Annotated in this window: 22 protein-coding genes, 1 tRNA gene and 1 pseudogene; 15 read left to right on the top strand and 9 right to left on the bottom strand. The window is 36.9% G+C overall.

Going from position 1 to position 25,198, the window contains the following annotated elements:
* On the bottom strand, positions 1-517 hold a 517-nt coding region (locus AACZ30_RS06240; protein ID WP_339648323.1), incomplete at its 3' end, for a 2-dehydropantoate 2-reductase.
* A 364-nt stretch (positions 518-881) separates the two neighbouring features.
* Here AACZ30_RS06240 and AACZ30_RS06235 point away from each other — a divergent pair.
* The 7 genes and pseudogenes from AACZ30_RS06235 to AACZ30_RS06205 all read left to right on the top strand — a co-directional run bounded on the left by AACZ30_RS06235 (position 882) and on the right by AACZ30_RS06205 (position 6,695).
* Positions 882-1,760, top strand: a complete 879-nt coding sequence (locus AACZ30_RS06235; RefSeq protein ID WP_339648321.1) for a permease-like cell division protein FtsX — start codon at positions 882-884, stop codon at positions 1,758-1,760.
* A 346-nt stretch (positions 1,761-2,106) separates the two neighbouring features.
* Entirely contained in the window at positions 2,107-2,604 is a 498-nt protein-coding gene (locus tag AACZ30_RS06230) for a YceI family protein (protein WP_339648319.1), read from the top strand.
* Between the two features lie 25 nt (positions 2,605-2,629).
* The gene (locus AACZ30_RS06225) at positions 2,630-3,904 is read left to right on the top strand and encodes a hypothetical protein (RefSeq protein ID WP_339648318.1); all 1,275 of its coding nucleotides are present in this window, start codon (positions 2,630-2,632) and stop codon (positions 3,902-3,904) included.
* Between the two features lie 128 nt (positions 3,905-4,032).
* Positions 4,033-4,611, top strand: a complete 579-nt coding sequence (locus AACZ30_RS06220; RefSeq protein WP_339648316.1) for a YceI family protein — start codon at positions 4,033-4,035, stop codon at positions 4,609-4,611.
* 1 nt (position 4,612) lies between these two features.
* A pseudogene (locus AACZ30_RS06215) lies at positions 4,613-5,889 on the top strand (acetyl-CoA hydrolase/transferase C-terminal domain-containing protein).
* 131 nt (positions 5,890-6,020) lie between these two features.
* Entirely contained in the window at positions 6,021-6,302 is a 282-nt protein-coding gene (locus tag AACZ30_RS06210; protein ID WP_075325067.1) for a hypothetical protein, read from the top strand.
* 9 nt (positions 6,303-6,311) lie between these two features.
* Complete coding sequence (locus AACZ30_RS06205; protein ID WP_339648313.1) at positions 6,312-6,695, top strand: group III truncated hemoglobin; 384 nt, start codon at positions 6,312-6,314, stop codon at positions 6,693-6,695.
* Positions 6,696-6,875: 180 nt separating this feature from the next.
* On the opposite strand, the gene AACZ30_RS06200 is transcribed toward AACZ30_RS06205, so the two are convergent.
* The 4 genes from AACZ30_RS06200 to AACZ30_RS06185 form a co-directional block, all read right to left on the bottom strand.
* Positions 6,876-7,442 carry a carbonic anhydrase gene (locus AACZ30_RS06200; RefSeq protein WP_339648312.1) on the bottom strand — a complete coding sequence of 189 codons (567 nt, stop codon included), beginning with the start codon at positions 7,440-7,442 and terminating at the stop codon, positions 6,876-6,878.
* 306 nt (positions 7,443-7,748) lie between these two features.
* Positions 7,749-8,495: a universal stress protein gene (locus AACZ30_RS06195; RefSeq protein ID WP_339648310.1), complete on the bottom strand. Its 747-nt coding sequence runs from the start codon at positions 8,493-8,495 to the stop codon at positions 7,749-7,751.
* An 84-nt stretch (positions 8,496-8,579) separates the two neighbouring features.
* On the bottom strand, positions 8,580-9,614 hold the full coding sequence (locus AACZ30_RS06190) for a response regulator (protein WP_339648308.1): 1,035 nt from the start codon (positions 9,612-9,614) through the stop codon (positions 8,580-8,582).
* Positions 9,615-9,654: 40 nt separating this feature from the next.
* Positions 9,655-10,887 (bottom strand): PAS domain-containing sensor histidine kinase, encoded by a 1,233-nt coding sequence (locus AACZ30_RS06185; protein WP_339648307.1) that lies wholly within the window; start codon positions 10,885-10,887, stop codon positions 9,655-9,657.
* A 156-nt stretch (positions 10,888-11,043) separates the two neighbouring features.
* Here AACZ30_RS06185 and AACZ30_RS06180 point away from each other — a divergent pair, with 156 nt between their 5' ends.
* Complete coding sequence (locus tag AACZ30_RS06180; protein WP_075325073.1) at positions 11,044-11,802, top strand: DUF481 domain-containing protein; 759 nt, start codon at positions 11,044-11,046, stop codon at positions 11,800-11,802.
* Positions 11,803-11,917: 115 nt separating this feature from the next.
* Here AACZ30_RS06180 and AACZ30_RS06175 read toward each other — a convergent pair.
* Positions 11,918-11,990: transfer RNA gene (locus AACZ30_RS06175), tRNA-Gln, on the bottom strand.
* A 327-nt stretch (positions 11,991-12,317) separates the two neighbouring features.
* Here AACZ30_RS06175 and AACZ30_RS06170 point away from each other — a divergent pair.
* Both AACZ30_RS06170 and AACZ30_RS06165 read left to right on the top strand, forming a co-directional pair.
* Positions 12,318-15,617 carry a DUF2723 domain-containing protein gene (locus AACZ30_RS06170; protein ID WP_339648306.1) on the top strand — a complete coding sequence of 1,100 codons (3,300 nt, stop codon included), beginning with the start codon at positions 12,318-12,320 and terminating at the stop codon, positions 15,615-15,617.
* Between the two features lie 128 nt (positions 15,618-15,745).
* A complete protein-coding gene (locus AACZ30_RS06165; RefSeq protein WP_339648304.1) occupies positions 15,746-16,435 on the top strand; it encodes a polysaccharide deacetylase family protein in 690 nt (229 codons plus the stop codon).
* Here the strand turns inward: AACZ30_RS06165 and AACZ30_RS06160 are convergent.
* Complete coding sequence (locus tag AACZ30_RS06160; protein ID WP_075325076.1) at positions 16,432-16,728, bottom strand: thioredoxin family protein; 297 nt, start codon at positions 16,726-16,728, stop codon at positions 16,432-16,434. The genes AACZ30_RS06165 and AACZ30_RS06160 overlap by 4 nt on opposite strands.
* 107 nt (positions 16,729-16,835) lie before the next feature.
* A complete protein-coding gene (locus AACZ30_RS06155; protein WP_339648302.1) occupies positions 16,836-18,062 on the bottom strand; it encodes a metallophosphoesterase in 1,227 nt (408 codons plus the stop codon).
* Positions 18,063-18,330: 268 nt separating this feature from the next.
* On the opposite strand from AACZ30_RS06155, the gene polA reads away from it, so the two are divergent.
* Entirely contained in the window at positions 18,331-21,162 is a 2,832-nt protein-coding gene (gene polA / locus AACZ30_RS06150) for a DNA polymerase I (protein ID WP_339648301.1), read from the top strand.
* A gap of 118 nt (positions 21,163-21,280) precedes the next feature.
* On the opposite strand, the gene AACZ30_RS06145 is transcribed toward polA, so the two are convergent.
* The gene (locus tag AACZ30_RS06145; protein WP_339648300.1) at positions 21,281-21,874 is read right to left on the bottom strand and encodes a hypothetical protein; all 594 of its coding nucleotides are present in this window, start codon (positions 21,872-21,874) and stop codon (positions 21,281-21,283) included.
* A 338-nt stretch (positions 21,875-22,212) separates the two neighbouring features.
* On the opposite strand from AACZ30_RS06145, the gene rplM reads away from it, so the two are divergent.
* The 4 genes from rplM to tsf all read left to right on the top strand — a co-directional run bounded on the left by rplM (position 22,213) and on the right by tsf (position 25,033).
* Positions 22,213-22,668, top strand: a complete 456-nt coding sequence (gene rplM / locus AACZ30_RS06140; protein WP_339648299.1) for a 50S ribosomal protein L13 — start codon at positions 22,213-22,215, stop codon at positions 22,666-22,668.
* Positions 22,668-23,054 carry a 30S ribosomal protein S9 gene (gene rpsI, locus AACZ30_RS06135; protein WP_339648297.1) on the top strand — a complete coding sequence of 129 codons (387 nt, stop codon included), beginning with the start codon at positions 22,668-22,670 and terminating at the stop codon, positions 23,052-23,054. The genes rplM and rpsI overlap by 1 nt, the downstream gene beginning before the upstream one ends.
* A gap of 168 nt (positions 23,055-23,222) precedes the next feature.
* The gene (gene rpsB, locus AACZ30_RS06130) at positions 23,223-24,116 is read left to right on the top strand and encodes a 30S ribosomal protein S2 (protein WP_075325082.1); all 894 of its coding nucleotides are present in this window, start codon (positions 23,223-23,225) and stop codon (positions 24,114-24,116) included.
* 89 nt (positions 24,117-24,205) lie between these two features.
* Positions 24,206-25,033, top strand: a complete 828-nt coding sequence (tsf, locus tag AACZ30_RS06125; RefSeq protein ID WP_075325083.1) for a translation elongation factor Ts — start codon at positions 24,206-24,208, stop codon at positions 25,031-25,033.
* The last annotated feature ends 165 nt before the right edge of the window (positions 25,034-25,198 follow it).

The raw sequence follows: 25,198 nt of genomic DNA, 5'->3' as shown, positions 1-25,198 counted from the left end.
TGGTGATTTCAGCCTTATCCAATACCTTTTTTAATTGCTGAATTCTTTCTGAATTTGAATTATCAATCTCACCAAAAGTGATTCGGGGTTCAAAAGAAACGTGTTTTATTTTTCCGGGGTTTTCTACAAAACTCACAATATGGCAAAGACCAGCGAGTATATTTTTCTTCGGAAGAATTTCCTGTAATTTTTCAACATTATTTGCACCGTTCTGTAGCGGTAACACCATCGTTTCAGTTGAAATAATTGGTTTCAATTGACTCGCCACTTTAGGAATTTGCCAGGATTTAACCCCCAGGATCACCAAATCTGGTGTAGGAACTTCTGCTAAATTATCGGTAACCAAACTTGGTTGTACTTTAAAATTCCCGTTGATGCTTTCAACTTCGAGTCCGTTTTTCTTAATTGCTTCCAAATGTTTTCCGCGGGCAATCATCGTTACATCATAACCAGCCTGGGCGAGCTTTCCGCCAAAATAACCACCTACACCACCAATTCCGAAGATTAAAATTTTCATATTATTTGTGCTTTTCATTGCAAAATAGAATTAACCTACCTTTCCTGCGAGTTTTTTTTATACCTCGTAGGTTTGCAAAAGTTCCCAAACCTACAAGGTTGAAAAAACCTTGCAGGATGTAAAATTTGGTCTCTTACAATAAGCCAGGATTTTAAACTTATTATAATCTCTAAGTTATTAAACATGTTAGAAGCTGCAACAAGTTAAGCTTGACGAAATTAGATTTTTTAGAGACAACTTATAGATATTTCTGGGATTCCTATTTAAAATATTTTTTGTACTTGCTAATTTTTTTAAACTTTAAACGTTTTAAAGATATTGCAAGCTTAACTTTTATATTTTTACAAAAAATCTAAGGTCACCCATGAGCACATCTTTTGAAAAGTACCAGAGACGTCGATTAATTTCGTCTTATTTTTCGGTAGTGATAAGTATTGCTTTAGTACTTTTTTTATTGGGAATGTTAGGATTACTGGTTTTAAATACCAAAAAAGTAGCCGATCATTTTAAAGAACAAATTGCACTTACCGTATATTTAAAAGATACCGCCAAAGAGGTTGAGATAGAACAGCTCAAGAAAAGCCTGGCGATGGCCGATTATACAAAATCTACCACCTACGTTTCTAAAGAAAAAGCTGCTGAAGCCCACAGCAAGGAAATAGGCGAGGATTTTATGGGGTTTCTAGGCTATAATCCTTTACAAAATTCTATAGATGTATATATGAACGCCGATTTTGTTTCTGGTGAACAGGTAGATGAAATTGCTGCCGATCTCACTTCTAAAAACTTTGTAGATGAGGTAATTTATGATAAACCCCTTATTGCACTTTTAAACGAAAATGTAAAGAAAATTAGTTTCTGGGTGCTTATTGCCAGCGGGGTTTTCACCTTTATCGCTGTATTGCTTATAAACAGTTCTATTAGACTTTCGGTTTATTCTAAACGATTTATTATAAAAACCATGCAAATGGTAGGCGCTACCAAAGGTTTTATTCGCAGGCCATTTATTTGGCAAAGTGTAAAACTGGGAATAATTGGTGCCATAATCGCACTTATTGGTATGGCCGGGGCACTCTATTATCTTAACAATAGCTTCCCACAGCTCTCATTAACTTCAGATGTAAAATTACTCGCCGCTTTGTTTATAGGCGTTTTCGTTATGGGAATCCTTATCACCTGGCTAAGTACATTTTTTGCTACTTCACGGTTCTTAAACCTAAAAACCGACGAGCTTTATTATTAAAAAGCTTGCTTTAGCCTTCTTTTTTCTCAGAAATAGGACTAATTCAGAATAATTTTCAATTTTTTTTCGGCTAAAATATCTTTGTATATTTGATAATCGCAAACGTTTTAGTAAGCGAAACCCCTTGTAAACACTATAAAGTTCCTTATCGTGTCTCCTAAAAATCATTTAAATAAACATTCTTAAAACTGACTCTCGTCATAGATTCTGCTGCATTTCTGCCCCAACTTTGTACCAAACTTAAAAACCTAATATCATGAAAGTTTTAAAATCATATCAAGTAATTCTTACAGGCGTATTTTTTATGTTGCTAACCGCAGGCAGCATGTTCGGGCAAAATTTCAAAATGGATAATTCTTCTGAAATTATTGTTGAAGGAACCTCTAACATCCACGATTGGGAAATGAAGGCAACCTCAAAACAAGGAGGTGCAACCATTACCACTGAAGATGGGAAATTAACAGGCATTTCAAAACTTCAGGTAAGTATTCCAGCTGAAAGCCTGGAAAGTGGAAAGGGCGGAATGGACAAAAATGCTTACAAAGCACTTAATACCAATAAACATAAAAACATCGAATTTAAGTTAGACGAGGTTAAGAAGATTGAAGCCAACGGCAGCAACTCTTACAAAGTAAATGGCCTTGCAACTTTAAAAATTTCGGGAGTTTCTAAACAAGTACCGGTAGAATTCACTGCTAAGCTTAACGGAAACAAATTGGAAATAAACGGCGAAGAAAGCCTTAATATGACCAATTACAAAATTGACCCTCCTACTGCTATGTTTGGAACAATTACCACCGGCGAGGAAGTAACTATTAAATTCAAATCTACATTTTCTAAATAACTATTCAATTTTAAAAATTATCACAATGAAAAATTCAATCAAATACTTCGGCTTAATTGCATTCGTTCTTTTTGGCTTGCAAATGCAGGCACAGGACAGAGACCTGGATAACTATAGAGCTCCAGATAAAAGAGGAATCAACGTTTTTGAGGCTCCTAAAGATACCATCACAGATTTTGATGGTGTAAAAGTAAGAGTTGGTGGAGCATCTACCATCCAGTTCCAGGCACTTGATCACGAATCTTCAGGACAATGGTCTAATGAAGATGGCAGTGTAGGAAGATTACCAGAAATAGGCGCAAACTTTAACCTCCCTACTGCTAACCTTGACCTTGATGTTGCACTTTACGATGGAGTTAGAATGCACCTTAGAACATACCTATCTTCTCGTAACCACACAGAACCATACGTGAAAGACGGGTATATCCAAATTGACAAACTGGAGTTTGTACGTCCAGGCTTTATGGAAGACCTAATGAACAAAGTGACTATTAAAATTGGTCATATGGAGAACAACTATGGTGATGCTCACTTTAGAAGAACCGATAACGCACAAGCTATTTACAACCCATTTGTAGGTAACCTTATTATGGATGCTTTCACTACCGAAGTTGGTGCTGAAGTTTACTACCGAAGCAATGGATTTATTGGAATGGTTGGAGCTACCAACGGTAAATTAAATCAATCTGTTGTGAATCCCGATGCTAATGGAGTATCATGGTTAGCTAAATTAGGATACGACAACCAGCAATTTGTTGGTGCAGATGATCTAAGATTTAGATTAACAGGTTCTGTATACCACACTAACCGTGTAGCAAGCTCTTACCTTTATGGTGCAGACCGTGCAGGATCTAGATACTACGATGTTATGGGAGAAGGTTTTGCCTCTGGTAGATACAACCCTCGCTATGGAAATGAAATTACTGCCTTTATGGTAAACCCATTCTTAAAGTATGGCGGACTTGAATTCTTCGGAACTTTTGAAAGATCTAGCGGAAAACAACTTTCTCAAACTGAAGACCGTAGTTTCACTCAACTTGCAGGAGAGCTTATCTACAGATTTGGACAGAACGAGAACTTCTACGTAGCTGGACGTTATAACACTGTAAATGGTGACCACGCAAGCGGTGATGAAATTGACATCAATAGAGTTCAAGCCTCTGCAGGATGGTTTATGACTAAAAACATTCTTGCTAAGGTTGAATATGTAAACCAACAGTATGATGGTTACAATACAAGTTCACCTTTACACGGAGGACAATTCAACGGACTTATGCTAGAAGCAGCGATTAGTTTTTAAGTTGAATGTTGAGCCCCGGTTGCTTTCTCACACGAGATTCACCGGGGCTTTTTATCTCCTGTTGCCAACCATTTCTTAACCAGAATTCAATTACTTATCTTTATAGAAATGCCCTAAATTAAACCAGGATGAAAACTTATATTCCTTTACTTTTTATATTATTTTTTACTATTACGGGAGTAGCGCAAACCGGTTTGGAAACCAGAAAAATTGATATTCTTCCAGATAGTCACTTAAGCATTAAAGGCACAACCAATATCAACGATTTTGAATGTGATTTTAATACCCTTAGGTTTAAAAATGAAACTTTTAAAGTGCATTATACAGAGAATGGTGAAATTCTTCATTTTAAGAATAGTGTTTTACCCCTGGAAAATGTGAATTTTGATTGTGGCAACCGAAAAATAAATAAAGACTTTCACGAGCTTCTAAAATCTAAAGAACATCCTGAAATCCTCCTGAAACTAAAGAAAATAGATATGAGCGAGGAAGGAAATTCTATAGTAACCATAGGCTTTACCATTGCAGGAGTTAATAAAGATTATAAGTTTCCGGTAGAGATTACAAGAGATAAACAACTATGTTTTGATGGGAAATTGAAGCTTAATATTAAAGATTTTAACCTGGAAGCACCCAGTAAAATCTTTGGGCTAATCGTCCTGGATGAAATAATAGAAATTAATTTCAATCTAAACCTTAAAACCTAAAATGCTGAACCATCTAAAAATTTTATCAGCTCAAGATGCGGTTGCCAAAGTAAAATCTGGTGACCGCATTTTTATTCAGGGTGCCGCAATGACGCCGGTAACCCTAATTGATGCATTATGCGATCGTATAATGAATTGACCGATGTTGAAATAATACAAATTCATACCGAGGGAAAAGCAAAATACACCGAAGAACCTTACGCCGGTTCTTTTAGCATAAACACGTGTTTTGTTGCCGGCAACGTTAGAAATGCGGTCAATTCTAATAAAGGAACCTATATCCCCATATTTCTAAGTGAAATTCATAACCTTTTCCGCAGGGATATCTTGCCTTTAGATGTTGCTTTTATACAGGTTTCCCCACCCGATAAACACGGATATTGTTCGCTGGGAGTTTCAGTAGATATCACCTTACCCGCTATTCAAAAGGCTAAGAAAGTAATTGCGCAAATAAACCCAAATGTACCAAGAACCCACGGGGACGGAATTATTCACAGCAGCCAGATTGATGCTGCCATAGAAGTGAATCAACCTATTTTTGCTACCAGTGTTACTGCTCCTACCGGAATTGAAAAACAAATTGGTAAACATGTAGCCGAACTAATTGATGATGGCGCTACCCTCCAAATGGGAATTGGTGGTATTCCCAATGTAGTTTTAAATAATCTTCAAAACCACAAAAACCTGGGAATCCATACTGAAATGTTTTCTGACGGAATTTTGCCATTGGTAAAATCGGGAGTAATTACCGGGGCAAATAAGGAAATAAAAACCGGAAAACTGGTGACCTGTTTTGCCATAGGTTCACCTGATTTATACGATTTTATTGATGATAATCCTATTGTGCATTTTAAAGAAGCGGCTTATACCAACGATACGGCTATAATTAGACAAAACCCTAAAGTAACCGCTATAAATTCGGCTATAGAAATAGATCTTACCGGCCAGGTTTGTGCCGATACTATTGGGAAATATCAATTCTCTGGCGTTGGCGGGCAAATGGATTTTATAAGAGGAGCAGCACTTTCTGAAGGTGGAAAACCTATTATTGCAATGCCATCTATCACCAAAAACGGTATTTCCAAGATTGTACCTTTTCTAAAAGAAGGCGCCGGCGTAACCACAACCCGGGCACACGTGCATTATATTGCTACAGAATATGGCGTTGTAAATCTCTATGGAAAAAACCTGAAACAAAGAGCTAAAGAACTTATTTCTATAGCGCATCCAGACCATAGGGAGCAATTAGAGAAAGAATCACATAATCAATTTAGATAGAAGCACTTAAAATATTTTTAAAGCCTGGAGAAATTCAATTTTTCCAGGCTTTTTTAATTCAATTATGATTATGCTCATAAGATTCCAGCAGCTTCAACCTTAATTTTACCTCACATTTAAAATTAAAAACTATGAAACTTTACAAAACTTTGCTGGCCGATTTTGAAGAAATGAGTATGGGATATTCAGCAATTGGTATTATCGCATCCAGCTGTTTAGGATCTGTGGCTGCAATGCTAATTTTAATGAACGGACATACATTTATAGATATGCTTCAGCTTTTTATTGTAGTTATAGTTTGTATGGGCTTCAATACCGTGATTTTAGCGCAGTTTAAATCTAAAATTGTATTTAATGCACTTTTGCTTAGCCTTGCAATATCCTCTATCTTTATCCTTATAAATATATTCTAGCACCACTGTATGAAAAATGATATTAAAACCCGGGAAGATGTTTTTTTACTGGTTTCCGGATTTTATAAAAAAGTAAGGCAAAATCCTGAAATTGGTCATTTTTTCAATGAGGTAATAAAAGACTGGGATGCCCATTTCGAGAAATTAACCGATTTCTGGGAAAGCAATCTCTTTTTTAAAGCAACCTACAAGGGCAATCCTCAAAAGGTTCACGTAAAAGTAGACCAGGAAAACAACCAGGAGATTTCCAATTACCATTTTGGGATTTGGCTAAACTTATGGTTTGAAACTATAGACGAATTGTACGAAGGTGAACTCGCCAACCGGGCAAAAAATAACGCCAGGAAGATGTCTTCACATTTATATTTAAAGATGTTTCAGGCTAGAAAATAGGTTATATAAAAACTGTCTAAAAAAGGTTTTAAACCGCCATTCTTCCGAAACGTCGGGATAAAGACTGAAGTCAAATCAGCTTGACGAAAATAGAACTTTCCAGGTTCCAATTTTAGAAATCTGGACATAAAAAAAGCCCTAAAAGCTAATATCTTTAGGGCTTTTAAAATATATTTTGATTTATAGAAAATCTACTTTCCCGGAATCTAAATTATAATAAGCCGGTACGATTTTAACTTTTCCACTGTCTGCTGCATCTTTAATGATGGTAGAACGTGTTTTAAGCTCTTCAGCAGTTAGCTGTGCATTTTTCTTCACAACATCATTAACAGGAGCGTCTTTGCCTGAAGCAGCTATTGCAGGTGCAATGTGAGAAACAAGATGGTTTAAGTTATAACCATTATCACCTCCGTTCATAGCAGCAGTAACAGCACCACAACTTTCGTGGCCCATTACCACAATAATTTCGGTTCCAAGGTTCGCAACCGCGTATTCCATACTGGCAATTGAGCTACTATTAGCAATATTTCCTGCTACACGTACGGTAAATAATTCACCCAGGCCGGTATCAAAAGCAAGCTCAGGTACTACCCGGCTATCCGCACAACTTAGAACAATTGCATAAGGTTCCTGGCCTTTGGCTAATTCTTCCCTGCGAGATTTATCCTGTAATTTTCCCTCTTTTTTATCGGCGGTAAAACGTTGATTACCATCTTTCAGTCTATTTAATACTTCGTCTTTAGTCATAATTTCTATTTAGAATTAATTTTTTATAAAAAAGAAGACTGGCTGAAAAAATAAAAACATCATTCTGTCCCGAATCGTCGGGAATTTTCAGAATCTAAGTTGTATTATCAAAACCTGTTAAAATCCCGAAGCAAATTCGGGATAAAGACTGAAACAAGTTCAGCTTTACTGTAATTAATCTTTTCAGATATCCTCTTTAAATTGAAGTATAAACATAAGGTTTTCTGTTATCTTTAGCAAGATCACAGCGGGCTAAGGGCCTAACTTTAATAGCCTAACGCTAAACTTTAACCAAATTTTAGAAATTTAGCCGTGAAGAATAAGCACCGGAAGGTTTTGTTTCCTGGTTTCGGTAGCCGAAAGCCTATTTAAAAGCTTTTCTGTAATATGAAGCTGGCGCGCAAAAAACACTATAATATTGGCCTTTACATTGGCTTCTGGCCAGAACTTCCCGAAGAAATCTGATTCTTCTTTGAGCGTTTTTCGGTTAAGTTTATAATTGGGCAGTTTAAAATCTTCTATTTGTCCTTCAGAATTATTCAGATTAAATTCCCATACATCCAGGCTTACATTAGGAGAAACGGGCAACTTTTGCAATAATTGTAAAGCTTCAGTATGAACAGGAAATCGTAAATCTATAGGAAGATAAAGGCTTTCCCATTGTTTAAATTCACAATTAGGCACTACCAATACAGGGCATTTTACCTTTTTTACCACATTACACGTATTCCCACCTAAACCCTGGAAATTAGAAGTATTTTTTCCAGATGCACCCATCACAATTAGGTCTATCCTTTTTTCGGTCACTGCCTTTCGGGTTGCATTTATAAGGTTATCGGCAAAAGGAAGTGTATAAAATGAATGGCCAGTGGCAGCAGGCTCTTTTTTAAGCCTGGCAACAAAGTCTACAAGCGCCTCATCTATTTTTAATGCCACGCCGGTAGAAGAGGCATGAAGCACATAAAATTTAGATGAGCCCGAATTTGAATTTAGGGCATAGCGTGCAGCATTATAAGCCTGGGGAGAAAAATCTGTAAGTATTAAAATATTCATAGGCTTGACCTTTCAGCACTAATTTTGGCCAAAAATAGCGTGAAAGATCAATCCTAAATATGATTCCGGTCAGTTCTATAAAAATTAACTAATTGCTTCTAACTTTTCTGCATTTAAAAGTTTCACATTTCTGCCTTCAATTTCTATAAGTCCTTCTTTTTTAAAATCGGAAAGGGTTCTAATTAATGTTTCTGAAGCTATACCCGCAACCCCAGCAAGATCTGCCCGGGAAATTCTAATACTATGAAGCGGGTTTTTCTTTATTTTATGAGCAAAAAGTAAAATGGTTCTGGCGGTTTTTCTTCTCACTGAAGCATAGGCAATTTCCATGAGTTGCTCTTTTACCCCCATAAGATGATCGCCCATTTCCTGCAGCAATTCCATACTAATATTGCTATTGCTCTTAAGAATTTCCCTTAATTCATCTTTAGAAACCACGTAAAGTACACTGTCTTCTAAAGCCGTGGCATATTCACCATAAGCCGAATTCTTATTAAAGCTAAGATTTCCGAAGAAATCTCCTTCTTTGTAAAGTTCGGTAATCATTTCCTTACCGCGGCTATCATATTTGTGCGCTTTTACAACCCCGCGTTCTACCATATAAAAATGCAGGGAAGATTTCCCTTCTTCATAGATATTTTCACCGGCCTTAAAACTAATTTGTTCGCGGTTTCTCATCATTTCGCGAAAAACGGAAAGATTTTGAACGGTTTCTCCATTATCATTATCCCTTTTCTGAGCTTGCAAAATCTCTACTTTTGCCAGCCTGCTTTCTATAGCGCTCAAAAGGTCTTCTTCTTCAAAAGGTTTGGTTAGATAATCGTCTGCACCAAGGTCCATTCCTCTTCTTACATCTTTATGTTCGGTTTTTGCCGAAAGGAAAATAAAAGGAATGCCTTTGGTTTCTGAATCTTCTGAAAGGCGCGTAAGTACATCGTAACCATCCAGTTCTGGCATCATGATATCACACACTATTATATCAGGAATTTCTTCTTTTGCTTTATCTACACCTTTCTTCCCGTCTGGTGCGGTTACTACTTCATAATTTGAGAGCTCCAGCAATTCTGCGGTATTCTCTCTAACGGTTACATCGTCTTCAATTAAAAGTATTTTTTTCATCTTAAATTATTTTCAATGTCCGCTCAAGTAACATAAGCGGTTATCTATTTTGGTTAGGTAATGTTACGGTAAATTTAGTGCCTTTATTTTCTATGCTTTCAAATTTAATATTGCCTCCCATATTTTCAAGATGAACTTTAACAATATTAAGCCCTATGCCGGTGCCCTGGTTCAGTAAAGCATTTTCGGCCCTAAAATAACGTGTAAAAATATGCTTTTGGTCTTTCTCCGGAATTCCCATTCCTTCATCTTCCACCTCAAAGATAATTTTTTCTTCAGTAGGAAATATTCTGAAATAGATAGTGGAATCTTCGGGAGAGTATTTAATAGAATTTCCAATTAAATTTGAAAGAATAAGCTCCAGAATTTTTTCATCCTGGTATAGGGTAATATCTCCCATTTCACTATCATATTCTATCTCCTGCCCGTATTTTAAAGTTACATTGGCATTGTAAATTACCTCGTTAATAAGTTTGTTTAGGCTAAAAGCGGTGTATTTATAATTCACGTTCCCCGATTCCAGACGTTCTAACGAAAGGAAATCATTTAAAATATTATTTAAATAATGCACCTTATTTTTTATGGTAGTAAGGTGCTTTGTTCTTTTTTCCTGCTGTTCGGTTTGTGTATATTTTTCGGCCAAAGTAGCCGAAGTAAGAATTCCGCTTAATGGAGTTTTAAATTCGTGACTCACCAGGGAAAGAAATTTTGTTTTTAGCTCATTGAGCTCTTTTTCCTGTTTTAGAGCAAGTTTAATACGTTTTTCGGCTTCTTTTCGTTTGGTGATTTCCTTTTCAAGGTCATCTACCGTATTTCTAAGTTCCTGGGTGCGAATTTTAATTTTATCTTCCAGCTCGGCATTAAGTTCTCTAATGCGCTGCTGATTTTCTTTTCTAATGGTAATATCTACAATTAAAGACATTACAAAACGTTCCCCATCTACCTGAAACGGATTTAATCCTGCTTCTACCGGAAATTGTGTTCCATCTTTTTTTACGCCGAACAAATCCCTGCCATGACCCATTTGTCTTTTCTCACTATCTTTCATAAACCTGTCAAAATGCTGATGGTGATTAGATTTATAGCGTACAGGAATTAAAATATTGAGATGTTCACCTAAAAGCTCCTCCTTGTCGTAACCAAACATAATTAAGGCCGCCTGATTGGCGGTAACTATTGTTTGCTGGCTGTTTACCACGATAACGCCTTCTGAAGCCGCCTCGAATAATGTATTGAATATTTGTTCGTTTTCTCTAAAAAATTCTAAAGCCACAATTTATAGGTTAGGTATTTAAGGAAACTAAATTACAAAGTGTTTAATGATTTATTAAGCAAACAGAGTTTTTATTTTAGAATACCAGAAAGAATAAAATCGGTTTTTGAATAAGGTTATCAATACTTTTTATCTTTGTTTTGCCAAAAACTTTTAATGCACTGGAGATTCCTATTATTATTTCTACTTCTACCCTTTTTGGGGCAGGCGCAACTGGTTAATATTGAAACCAAACGCCTTCAAACCGATTCTACCCGATTTGTATTAAATGCCGATTTTGCTTTTAACCATTCCAACAACGACGGGGTATCGGTAAACCAGATAAACGGAACGCTAACTACCCAGTTAAAATCAAAAGATTTAAAAAAAACCTATCTCTTTTTAGGAAATTACCGTTTAATAGATGCTGATGAAGGAAATTTGCAAAATTCCTGGTTTCTACATACCCGTTTTAACTATAAATTTAATCAACTCTTAAGGTTTGAAGCTTTTCTGCAAGGCCAATACAATCAACTGCTGGTGGTTGAACAAAGAAATCTTGTAGGTGCAGGTTTAAGACTAAAATGGATGAACCGCGAGAATTTCTCAGGTTATCTTGGCAATAGCTATATGTATGAGGTTGAATATAGCGACAGGGCCGGGACAACAGAATACAAGCATAGAAACAGCACTTATCTTTCTGTTTCCTATTTATCGAAATCAAAAAATTTCTCGGTCACCAATACGGTTTACTACCAGCCGCTTTATAAAAACCTTAAAGATTACAGGCTCTTAGAACAATTTAGACTGGACATCCCGCTGGCAGAATGGTTTAAAGTTTTTACTATTTACGATTATTACTTTGACAGTAAAACTCCTTTAAATACCCGGGAATACACCTCGCAATTACAAATTGGTGTTGGGTTTAGTTTTTAGGGATAAAAAAAGTTTCTATTGTGGAGATGTCTTTGGGCAAAAAGCTGAAGCTAAAATTTTTACAGGACTTTAAAAACAAAAAAACCGAACTCTTTTCAGAATTCGGTTAATTTTGTTGGCCTACTAGGGCTCGAACCTAGACTCTTCTGGACCAAAACCAGACGTGTTGCCAGTTACACCATAGGCCATTGCTGTAATGCGGATGCAAATTTAAAACAAACTTTCTATTGCGCAAACTTTTTCTGCAAAAAATAAACCTATTTTTTTCGAGTTCAATTTAAACTGAAATATCTATAAATATAAAAATCCCAAAACAGCTTTATTTTCAGTCATTTCAGAAAATATTTCGTTTTAAAATGCGTTAGTAAGCTGCCCTGGAGTAAAGCTTAAAACAGGTATCACCTGGAAAGTATTTGCAGACTTCGGGGCAAGCCTTAAAGCATTTAATTCCCGATTACAGAGCATTCACAATTTTATTATTAAATTCGCCACATACTACTCAACTTTACTCAATAATGACAGATTTTAGCTTCAGGAAGTGGAATAAAATACTAGGATGGCTGGTATTTGTAATTGCGCTCACCACTTATACCCTTACCTTAGAACCCACCGCAAGTTTTTGGGATGCAGGTGAATACATTGCAACCTCGGCAAATCTTGAAGTAGGCCACCCACCGGGAGCGCCTTTCTACCAGATGCTGGGAGCATTCTTTTCAACATTTGCACCAGATAATTCCCAGGTGGCGCTTATGGTGAATTTTATGTCGGCCGCAGCAAGTGCATTTGCTATTTTATTTATGTTCTGGTCTATTAGTTTATTGGTTTTAAAAGTAGCCGGACCTATAGAAAAATTAAAACCTGCCAATAAAATGGCTGTCTTAGGTAGTGCGCTGGTTGGCTCTTTAGCTTTTACTTTTACCGATAGTTTTTGGTTTAGCGCAGTAGAAGCCGAAGTTTATGCCATGGCCGCCTGCCTAATGGCGCTTATGTTTTATTTAGGTTTGTTATGGGAACGGGATATGTTTAAACCCCGCGGAAATAGATGGCTAATTCTTATTTCCCTGGTTGTGGGTTTATCTTTTGGGGTTCACTTTATGGGATTACTTACCATTCCCGCCATAGGCTTTCTATATTTCTTTAAAAATTATAAAAAGGTTACCGTAAAGAATTTTATTATCGCCAATATTGTGGTGGTCGCTGTATTGATGTTTATTTTTAAACTGCTTCTGCCCTATACGCTTACTTTCTTTGCTGCTTCAGAATTATTCTTTACCAACTCGCTGGGGCTTCCGTTTAATACAGGAACCGTAATTGCACTCTTAGTGATTGTTGCTGCTTTTTACTTCGGAATCAATTATACCCGGAAGAAAAATTATTTTCAGCTTAATACATTATTTCTTTGCATTCTTTTTATCCTAATTGGATTTTCCAGCTGGGTAATGCTTCCTATAAGATCTAATGCTCCTACGGTTATTAATGAAAACAGTCCCGATAATGCGCGGGAGTTGCTCGCTTATTACAACCGTGAACAATACGGCGAAACTCACTTATTCTACGGCCCGCAGTTTTCTGAAATGTATGCCGGTTTAGATGAAGATAATCCATATACCGATGCTAAACCAAAGTATGAAAAAGACGAAGAAGCCGGGGAGTATATTATTGTAAACGATTATAAAAATGCAAAACAAAACCTGGACGATTCGCATAAAGCAATCCTGCCCAGGATGTGGAGTACGCAGCACGCTGCTAATTATATGGATTTTACAGGCCCCTTAGATTTTACCATAAAACCGGAATACCAGGGGGAAGAAAGGCTGGTAAGTGCAGTAAACGAGTTTCAGAATCGTTTTGCCCAGGGCGAACTGGATAATAACGATTACCACAACTTCTTGAGACAGTTTGGTGATTATTTAAATATTGAGAAACCTTCTTTTGCTTCAAATATTGGTTATTTATTAGAGTACCAGATTGGCTACATGTACTGGCGATATTTTATGTGGAATTTTGTTGGAAGACAGGACGATATACAGGGAAAATATACCGATGTTCACGGTAACTGGATTAGCGGGATAGATTTTATAGACGAGATGCACGTTGGCCCACAAGACAATCTTCCTAGTGATGTAAAAAATAACAAAGCCCGAAATACCTATTATTTTCTTCCACTAATTTTAGGATTAATAGGTCTTGTTTTTCAATTTAAACGAGATAAAAATAATTTTTGGGTCTTGCTGGTGTTTTTCCTTTTTACAGGAATTGCACTAAAAATTTACTTAAATGAAAGACCCTTTGAACCCCGGGAACGCGATTATGCTTTAGTTGGTTCGTTTTACGTTTTTGCCATCTGGATTGGCTTTGGAGCCTACGCCCTCTTTGATTGGGCTAAAAAATTCCTGAAACCAAAATTGGCTGCACCAATTGTAATTGCAGCATCAATTTTAGCGGTTCCTGTACTTTTGGCTTCAGAAAACTGGGACGATCACGATCGTAGCGGTAGGGATTCTACACTTACTATGGCCAAAATGTACCTGGATTCTGTAGATGAAAATGGTATTATTTTCACCATTGGAGATAACGATACTTTTGCGCTCTGGTATGTGCAGCAAATTGAACGCTACCGTACCGATGTGAGAGTGGTAAACACAAGCCTTTTTGCCACCGACTGGTATATAGACCAAATGAAGCGTAAGGCTTTTGAAAGTGATCCTATTCCATCACAATTTGAAAATGAGGATTACAATGGAGTTAACGATGTGGTTTTTGCTAAAGAAGTTACCCGCGATACCATTCCTATTAAAACCTGGCTGAATTATATTCAAAACGATGATCCAAGAACAAAAGCCGAATTACAAAGCGGCCAAACAATAAACACCTTCCCTACTCGAAATATAAGTGTTCCTGTAGATAAACAAGCTGTTTTAGAAAACGGAATCGTAGAAGAACGCTTTGCAGATCAAATTGTAGATGAAATTGTAATTAATATAGAGTCGCAGGCTATTTACAAGAATACATTATTAATGCTGGATATTATTGCCAACAATAATTGGGAAAGACCAATTTATTTTTCCGGCGGAAGCTTTAGTGATGAAGATTATCTTTGGATGAAAGAATACCTGCAACTTGAAGGTGTAGCTTATAAACTTGTTCCTATTAAAACACCAATAGACCAAAGAAACCCATACGATATGGGACGTATCAACACCGATAAGATGTACGATATTGTAATGAACTGGGATTGGGGTAATATGGGATCAGACGATATTTATCACGATACTGAAACGCGCCGAAATTCCATTACCTACAGAAGTAATCTTGCCAGGTTGGTAGAAAATCTGCTAAACGAACAAGACACTACACGGGCTAAAAAAGTGCTTGACCTTGCAATGGAACATATGCCGATAGAACATTTTCAATATTATGCGCTTTTAGAACCTTATGTTAGCGGCTATTATGAAGTTGGCGAACCCGAAAAGGCAAGGGAAATTTGGGAGAAAATTGCTAAAAACTACCAGGAAAATCTTGAATATTACAGCAGCTGGGATATAGACAGGCAGTATAGAAATTTCAACGAAATTGTATCTGATATTGAGCGTTACCGCGCGCTGGTAGACTTACTCGTAGTTCACCAGGATGAGGAAATCCTGGAAGAAAAAGCCGATGAATTTAATGAACATCTGGAAATGTTTCGTCATTTTTATGGTGAGGAAGAGGAAATAGATCCGCAAGATCCAAAGGAAAGTACCATTGAGGAAGGTTTAAATCCTGAATTGAACCAGGGTAATTCGCTTAGAATAGATTCTGCGGTAGAAGAATAAAAAAATTAAAAGTATTCCTGTAAGATTTTTAGAAGCTTGCGGGAATACTTTTATTTAAATACGGAGTGGCAGAAAGTAGATTTCATTTCGCAACCCGATTCAACTTTTCTCTGAACCACTTTTCTAATATGACCCCGTTTTTTATAAAATATCCTTCAATTTTAAGGAAACTCTATCCCAACCGAATTACCCAAATTCAGGATAAAAAAAGTATTTATCTCACGTTTGATGATGGCCCTATTCCCGAAATTACGCCCTGGGTTTTAGAGCAATTAAAGCAGTATAATGCAAAAGCAACATTCTTTTGTATTGGCGATAACATTAGGAAAAATCCTGAAATCTTTCAGCAATTATTAAAAGAAGAACACAGCATTGGCAACCATACTTTTAATCATTTAAACGGCTGGAAAAGCAAAACCGAGGTCTATGTGGAGAACGTAATTAAGACCGAGGAAATACTTTTAGAAAACAGAAGACAGAAGAGAGAATATAGAGAAGAGAAAGGAGAGAATAATAACCCGAAACCCGCAACTTCAGCACAAAAACTCTTTCGCCCTCCTTACGGTAAGATCAAAAATTCTCAGGCTAAAGAACTTGTAAAACTGAATTATAAAATAGTGATGTGGGATGTTTTAAGTGGAGATTTTGAAAACAGGATTTCTAAAGAAAAATGCTTTAAAAATGTGATAAATAATGCTTCAGGTGGAAGTACTATTGTTTTTCACGACAGCCAAAAAGCTTTTAGAAATTTAGAATATACACTACCTAAAGTTTTGGAATATTATGCTGAAAAAGGCTTCAGTTTTAAAGCGCTTTAAATATATTCCTTAAGAATACCTACCAGCGTTGCAGCGTCCTGTTCCCCGGTTTGCCGCCATTTCATCTCACCAGATTTATAGATCATTAAGGTTGGCAAAGCTTTCACCCTAAGTGCTTCGGCAAGTTGAGCATTTTTATCTACATCAATTTTTATCACTTTTGCCTTATTGCCCATAGAAGCGGCAACTTCCCGTAAAACAGGACTCATAGCCTTTGAATCTTCATTCCATTCGGTATAGAAATCTAACAAGACCGGAATATTGAGATCTATTAACTCTCCAAATTTTGACATGTAGTTTTTCTTTTAATTAGACTCACTAAGTGAGATTCAAAATGGGAAACGCACTTCATACTTTTTTTCGGAGCAAATACTAATTCAAATATAGCAAATTCTCCAGATTATGCAGGTTTTGAGCCTTTTTTGAGTTCAATTACACTTATTTCTGGCCAAATTCCCACGCGCCCGGGAAAAGCCAAATAGCCAAATCCGCGGTTTACGTTAATATAACGGCCAAATTCTTCATATATTCCTGCCCAGTTTTGGTAACGATATTGCACCGGGCTCCATCTAAACCAGCCAGGTATTTCAATACCAAACTGCATTCCGTGGGTGTGACCACTAAGCGTTAAATGGTAATGTTTAGGATCTTTCTTTATCTTTTCCTGCCAGTAAGAAGGATCGTGACTCAATAAAACTTTGAAATCTTTCTCGCTTAGTCCTTCCCCGGCCCTATCTAGATCTCCTTCTTTTTTAAATCCGCCGGCACCCCAGTTTTCTACACCTATTAAAGCGATTTTTTCACCGTTTCTCTCAATAATTTTATGCTCATTCAGCAAAAGTTGCCAACCCATTTTGGCGTGGGTTTCCTTCAAAGTATCCAGGTTTTGTTTCTTTTCTTCAGAAGAATTCCAGTTTTTATAATCTCCATAATCGTGATTTCCCAGGATAGAGTAAACCCCATCTTTCGCCTTTATTTGACTGAACATTTCTTTCCAGGGCTCCATTTCTGAAGCTTCGTTATTAACAAGATCCCCGGTAAAAACCACCATATCACTTTCCTGCTCGTTGAGTAAGTCTACGCCGTATTTAATTTTCTTTTCATTATCAAAACTACCACTGTGAACATCGCTAATTTGACTTAAACGGTAACCATCAAAAGCGTCAGGTAGATCTTCAAAGTATAATGTATAACGCAAAACTCTAAAATTATATTTTCCCTGGTACATTCCATATAAAACCGATGCCAAAGGAATGGCAGCAAGTCCCATAGCTAACTGACTCAAAAATTTTCTACGTGAAGGGAGCGCAAAATTTCCTTTAGAAGAAGATAATTTTTCATATCCTGCGATACCCATTCTGTAAATATCTTCCCCAAACATAATTAGGGTGAGAATAAGTTTAAAAAGTAATACCGAAAGTAGAAACCCAAAGGCATAACCCCGCGCCCCGGTGAGGACACTACCTTCTACAGGGCTAAGCCATTGGTATAGGAAATTACCCAAAACCGCAGCGGTAATAACAAAATATAAAATTATCACCCAGTAATTACGGGTAAGTGTTTTTAAAGCCTGGTAGGCATAAATCTCTATTAAAAGGAAGAAAACTATAAATATAATCCAGCGCATGAGTACTCTTAAATTTTTGCGAATATACTTTTAATCATTACTTTATAAATTTCGTTTGGGTTTATTTTAACGCCTGTTTTAGCTATAATAACCCGACAAATTTTAATCCTAAATAGTGCCATAAATGTCATACAGCATAAAATTTGACTATATCATAATTGCAAAATAATAGTTAGCAGGTTACCTCAAGTTTTTAAGACCCACTAAAGCCAGTATGATAATATCTTTGTAGTTTTGGGATATTTAGAAAAACAATATTCCAAAATATATGTCTGCTCAAAAACGCTTATTCTTACTGGACGCTTACGCGCTTATTTTCCGTGGTTATTACGCTTTTATAAAAAACCCCAGAATAAATTCTAAAGGCTTTGATACCTCTGCAATTATGGGCTTTATGAACTCCCTATTTGATGTTATTAGACGGGAAAAGCCAGATCATCTTGCAGTTTGTTTTGACAAAGAAGGCAGCCAGGTTAGAACCGAAATGTTTGCTGAATATAAAGCGAACCGTGATGCTACTCCAGAACCAATAAAAGAGGCTATTCCAATTATACAGGATATTTTAAATGCCATGCACATCCCGGTGGTAGTGCTTCCCGGTTGTGAAGCCGATGATATTATTGGCACCCTCGCCCTACAAGCTGAAAAAGAAAACTACCAGGTTTTTATGGTAACTCCAGATAAGGATTTTGCTCAATTGGTGAGCGAAAATATTTTTATGTATCGTCCCGCAAGAATGGGTAATGGCATAGAAATTTGGGGAATTCCCGAAGTACAGAAGAAATTTGGAGTTGAGCGTCCCGAACAGGTAATAGATTTCCTTGGAATGATGGGTGACGCGGTAGATAATATACCCGGACTTCCCGGAGTTGGTGAAAAAACCGCTAAAAAGTTCCTGAAGCAATTTGGAAGTATGGAAGAATTACTGGCTAATACTGACCAGTTGAAAGGTAAAATGAAAGAAAAAGTTGAAAGTCACGCCGAACAGGGAATTCTTTCTAAAAAACTTGCCGCGATTCTTACCGATTGTGATGTTAAATTTCACGCTGAAGATTATGAACTTTCGCAGCCTGATGCTGAAAAAGTGCAGGAGATCTTTGAAGAGCTTGAATTTAGAAGGTTAAGAGATCAATTTATAAAATTATTTAGCGGCGAAGAAGACCAACCACAAACCCAGGTCACTAATTCTCCTTCAGCTAAAAAAGTTTCCAAAACTGCAGGCGAAGGCCAGTTTTCTTTGTTTGGAGGTGATAATTCAGAAAAAATTGAAGCCAGTTCTGGCGGAAGAAAATCTTTAAAAGATACGGCTCACGTCTACCAAAGTTTAAAGACTGAATTGTCCAGGAAATTATTCCTTCAAAATTTAATGAAGCAAAAAAGCGTTTGCTTAGATACTGAAACCACAAGTTTAAATGCGCTGGAAGCAGAGCTGGTAGGTATCGCTTTTTCCTGGGAGCCCGGCAAAGGTTTTTACCTGCCTTTTCCCGAAGAACGAGAAAAAGCCCAGGAACTTATTGAAGAATTAAGACCATTCTTTGAAGATGAAAAAATTGAAAAAATTGGGCAAAACCTTAAATATGATATCAAGGTTTTAGCAAAATATAATATTGAAATAAAAGGTAAACTTTTCGATACTATGATCGCGCATTACCTGATCAATCCAGATATGCGCCATAATATGGATGTACTTGCCGAAACTTACCTTAATTATACGCCGCAACCTATTTCAGAATTAATAGGAAAAAAAGGAAAGAATCAAAAGTCGATGCGGGAGGTTCCGGTTGAAGAGCAAACCGAATATGGCGTAGAAGATGCCGATGTTACCCTTCAGCTTAAAAAATTCTTTGAGCAGGAATTAAAAGAAGCAGAAACCCGAAAGCTTTTTGATGAAATTGAAATTCCGCTGGTTAGAGTGCTTGCCGCAATGGAATTGGAAGGCATAAAATTAGACGAGAATTTCCTAAAATCCCTTTCTGACGCACTGGATAGTGATATTAAAGATTTGGAGCAAAGCATTTATAAAGAAGCCGGGGAAGAATTTAAAATAAGCTCCCCAAAACAATTAGGGCTTATCCTTTTTGAAAAAATGGAATTGGTTAAAAAACCCAAAAAGACCAAAACAGGCCAATATTCAACCAGCGAAGATGTGCTCTCAGTTTTAGTTAAAGAACATAAGATCGTAGAGGATGTTTTAATGTATCGTGCGCTGGTAAAACTCCAAAATACCTATGTAGATTCTTTACCAAACCAGGTACAGAAAGCTACCGGCAGAATTCATACCGATTATGTGCAAACTATTGCAGCTACGGGAAGATTGAGCTCCAACAATCCTAACCTTCAAAATATACCGATAAGAACCGAGCGTGGTCGCCAGGTGAGAAAAGCTTTTGTTCCGCGAGACGAAAATCATATTCTACTTGCTGCCGATTATTCTCAAATTGAATTGCGGATTATCGCGGCGCTTAGCGAAGAAGATAATATGATCAAAGCCTTCAAAGAAGGCAAAGATATTCACGCTTCTACCGCCGCCCAGGTTTTTAACGTAAATATAGATGAAGTAACCCGTGAGCAAAGAAGCAACGCTAAAACTGTGAATTTTGGAATTATTTATGGCGTTTCAGCCTTCGGTTTAAGCAATCAAACCAATTTATCACGTGCCGAATCAAAAGAACTTATTGACACCTATTATAAAACCTATCCCAAACTTACCGGATACATTGCAGACCAGGTAGCTTTTGCCAGGGAAAACGGTTATGTGCAAACCATTTTAGGAAGGAGACGATATTTAAAAGATATTAATTCACAAAATGCGGTAGTGAGAGGTGCAGCCGAAAGAAATGCGGTAAATGCACCAATACAGGGAAGCGCAGCAGATATTATAAAACTGGCAATGATTAATATTTACCGAAAACTTACAGAAGGAAAATTTAAAACGAAGATGTTACTCCAGGTACATGATGAATTGGTTTTTGATGCCCATAAAGATGAAATTGAAGAAGTAAAGAAAATGATTCAGTTTGAAATGGAGAACGCTTACAAACTGGAAGTTCCTTTAGACGTAGAATTAGGAGAAGGCAATAACTGGCTGGAAGCGCATTAGAAATTTCTCAGTCATTGCGATGTAGACACGACTGAAGCAATCTTTAGGAAAACAAAAAACCTCGCAACCAAAGCTGCGAGGTTTTTCTATCTAACACTAAAATTTATTGGTTAGGTTCCTAATTCACTCTAGTGTATTCTAAAGATAATACGTCTACATTCTCAGCATCGGTCCCATCTGGGCTACCGTTTAAATATTGTTGAGATTCTAATTTGTTTACTTCAAATGCAAAGGTATTTGTGGTTCTTTCTAATATACGTTTATGAGTATAGGTTTCTCCATTAATAGTCATGGTAATCACTAACCTTTCCTGGTCGTTTTCATTTTCAACATCCCAAAGCCCGGTATCTGTTCTACCAGAAAGACATTCAAAATCATTATTATTTACCCCGGCTCTAAAATCAAGCCTAGAGTTTGTAGTGGTCATATCCCCACCGGCATAAAATATAACCCCCATATCCTGGAAACAATCGGTTTCCAACAAAATATTAGAATTATATACATCATCATTGTTAAGATCTACAGCGGTATCTGTATTCATTGCAGAAAGTTTCCATTCTCCTTCAAGATCTTCAGGAGCAATAGTTGCCATTGCATTAGTTGCGGTAATTTCAGTTTCGGCTACGTGATCTTGGTTTGGCTCACAAGAAGCTAAAACAAGCACCAACCCGAACACTGCGTAAAGGTTTCTAAACATAAATAGGTTTTTCATAGCAAATAAATTTGGGGCTACAAATATATGGTGCATTAGAAGATATTTATGACTTTATTAACACAAATATTACCGTTTAACGTTCATTATGTGCTTTTTACCGATTCAGATTAGATGAATAATGTAGGATTAAAGCTATAATGGCCTTAGAGCTTCAAAAACTTTATAAAAAAGTGCAATCTTAAAATTCTGAAGTACAGCTATCTTCCTCAAAACAAATTAATTAATTTCGGATTTGCTATATGAATTTATAATTGTACATTTGCACCCCGATTTCCCGACATGAATTATGCTGGGAATGGGAATGGAATGTTTAATAATAAGTAAATTTAATTAGTGTGGACACATTAAGCTACAAAACAGTATCAGCCAACAAGGCTACCGTGACCAAAGATTGGGTACACGTAGATGCTGAAGGACAGACGTTGGGCCGCCTATCATCTAAAGTAGCCAAGCTACTAAGAGGTAAGCACAAACCTAACTTCACCCCGCACGTTGATTGTGGTGATAACGTAATTGTTACCAACGCAGAAAAGATCAACTTAACCGGTAAGAAATGGGATTCGAAAGAATACATTCGTCATACTGGCTATCCGGGTGGACAAAAAAGTCTAACAGCCGCTGAATTATTCGAGAAAAATCCAGAGAGAATTATCGAAAAATCAGTAAAAGGAATGTTACCAAAGAACAAACTTGGAGCAGACCTATTTAGAAATTTAAAGGTTTACGCAGGAACAGATCACGATCATACTGCACAAAAACCTAAAACTATTAACTTAAACGATCTTAAGTAATGGAGGTTATTCACAAAATTGGCCGTAGAAAAACGGCGGTTGCGCGTGTTTACGTTTCTGAAGGAAGCGGGAAATTTAGCGTGAACAAAAAAGACCTTAAAGACTACTTTACCACAGGTCCTTTACTTTACAAAGTAAACCAGGCCCTTAACCTTACCGGTAATGACGATAACTTCGACATTGTTGCTAATGTTTATGGTGGTGGGATTACAGGACAGGCAGAAGCTATTCGTCTTGCACTTGCAAGAGCAATGGTTGAACTGGATGCAGAGAACAGAGCGGTGTTAAAGCCAGAAGGTTTAATGACCAGAGACCCAAGAATGGTAGAGCGTAAGAAGTTTGGACAGAAGAAAGCTCGTAAGAAATTTCAGTTCTCTAAACGTTAATTTTTATTGGAATCTATATTCCAAAGTTCATTTAATATTAAAAAGAATTTTGTTGTTATCCCAAATGCTATTGGGAGTTAGTTTAGCATCTAAACAGGTAAGGCCGTGTTTATAATAAACAGCCACTTACGTGTTGCTATCTTCAACAGAAAGTAAACTATTACAAAAATGGCAAACAAAGTAGAAGTAAAAGAATTACTTGATGCAGGTGTACATTTTGGACACCTTACAAGAAGATGGAACCCAAATATGGCCCCATATATCTATATGGAGCGTAATGGGATTCACATCATCAACTTATATAAGAGTGCTGCTAAAATGCAGGAGGCAGGAGACGCCCTTGCAAAAATTGCAGCCAGCGGTAGAAAAATACTTTTCGTAGCTACCAAGAAACAGGCAAAAGAAATAGTAGCCGAACAAGCTGAAAAAGCAAATATGCCATACATTACCGAGCGTTGGCCCGGTGGTATGCTTACCAACTTTGTAACTATTCGTAGAGCCGTTAAGAAAATGGCCTCTATAGATAGAATGAAGAAAGATGGTACCTTTAATACACTTTCTAAAAAAGAACGTCTTCAGGTAGATCGTTTAAGAGCTAAATTAGAAAAGAACCTTGGTTCTATTTCTGATATGAGCAGACTTCCAGGAGCGCTTTTTGTAGTTGATATTACTCGTGAACACATTGCTATTAAAGAAGCTCAAAAATTAAACATTCCAATTTTCGCTATGGTAGATACAAACTCAGATCCTCGTGAGGTTGAGTACGTAATTCCATCTAATGACGATGCTTCAAAGTCTATCAACAAAGTGGTTTCTTATGTTGCAGATTCTATTGTAGAAGGCCTTTCTGAAAGAAAAGCTTCTAAAGATTCTAAAAAAGAGAAAGCAGAAAATGAAGAAAAAGAGCCAAAAGCACCAAAGGCTGCTGTAAAGCAACCAGAAGCTGAAGCTCCTTCTAAAGATGCCGAAGATAAAAAGGCAATGCAAGAAGCCAAGAAAGATGTAAAACTTGAGTCTAAGAAAGAAACTTTAGACAAAGCTTCATCTAACGAAGAAGAATAAAACAACATTTTATAACATCCAAAAAAGTCGTTTAGTTTCTTTCCTAACAGTTGGTCTCTAAGCGACTTTTTTAAATAAAACACAATACTATGGCTAAGATAACCGCCGCAGAAGTAAACAAATTAAGAAAATCTACCGGTGCCGGTATGATGGATTGCAAAAAGGCACTTGTTGAAGCAGATGGTGATTTTGATAAAGCTATTGAAGTACTTCGTAAAAAAGGTCAGAAAGTTGCTGCTAAAAGAGCCGATAGAGAATCAGCTGAAGGTGCTGCAATCGCTAAAGTAAACAACGATAACACTAAAGGTGTTATTATCTCTCTTAACTGTGAGACCGACTTTGTTGCTAAAAACGATGATTTCGTAAAAATGGCGAACAGCTTCGCAGATATCGCCTTAACAGTTTCTTCTAAAGAAGAATTACTAAAAGCAGATTACAACGGAATTTCAGTTGAAGATAAATTAACTGAGCAAACCGGTGTAATTGGTGAAAAAATAGAAATTGGTGCTTTTAAAACTTTAGAAGCTCCATTTGTAGGTTCTTATATTCACGCAGGGAACAAAATTGCTGTAATTACTGGTCTTTCAAAACAAACTGAAGGTGCCGAAGAAGCTGCAAAAAACGTTTCTATGCAAGCTGCCGCTATGAACCCAATCGCACTTAACGAAGAAGGTGTAGACCAGGAAACCATAGACAAAGAAGTTGAGATCGCTAAAGATACACTTCGCCAGGAAGGAAAACCTGAAGATATGCTAGATAAAATAGCAAAAGGAAAAATTCAGCGTTACTTTAAAGACAACACCTTGGTTAACCAGGCTTTTATTAAAGATGGAAAACAAAGCGTTGCAGACTACGTAAAATCTGTAGATTCAGATCTTACTGTTGTAGGTTTCGAAAGAGTTGCTTTAGGAGAGTAATTAAAATTTGTTATTTCCGCGCAGGCGGAAATCCTAATAAATCTAAAACCGCTTCACTTATCTGAAGCGGTTTTTTTAATTTTACCAAATGTCAGAAAAAGCATTCCAGTTTAAAGAATTCAAGATAGAACAAGATCGCTGCGCCATGAAAATTGGCACCGACGG

It is taken from the genome of uncultured Salegentibacter sp. (assembly GCF_963972535.1).
Taxonomy (GTDB): domain Bacteria; phylum Bacteroidota; class Bacteroidia; order Flavobacteriales; family Flavobacteriaceae; genus Salegentibacter.
The sequence above is the reverse complement of the archived record's forward strand: the minus strand, read 5'-3'. Positions and strand labels throughout refer to the sequence as shown.